Source organism: Paraburkholderia sp. EG286B, assembly GCF_040965655.1.
Lineage (GTDB): Bacteria > Pseudomonadota > Gammaproteobacteria > Burkholderiales > Burkholderiaceae > Paraburkholderia.
In genome coordinates, this window is record NZ_JBFRCF010000262.1 from 1 (window position 1) to 255 (window position 255).

Here is a 255-nt window from a genome sequence, read left to right on the forward strand (position 1 = left end):
CGCAGAAGGAAAAGACCATGAAGATACGGAACATCATCATTGCCAGCTTCGTTGCACTAGCTGCGATGGCCGCCGACTCCGCGGAAGCTCACGACGGTGACGGACAAACCGTCACGAAGAATTTCGACGCAGCGATTCCCAACGTCCCCGGCAAATCGCTGATTGTACTGGAAGTTACGTACGCGCCCGGCGCGGCATCTGTTCCTCACACCCACGCGAAATCCGCATTCATTTACGCGTACGTGATCGAGGGCG

Annotated in this window: 1 pseudogene; it reads left to right on the forward strand. The window is 56.9% G+C overall.

Features of this window, described 5'->3' with window-relative positions:
- Positions 1 to 65: 65 nt before the first annotated feature.
- A pseudogene (locus AB4Y42_RS44675) lies at positions 66 to 255 on the forward strand (cupin domain-containing protein); the annotation flags it as partial.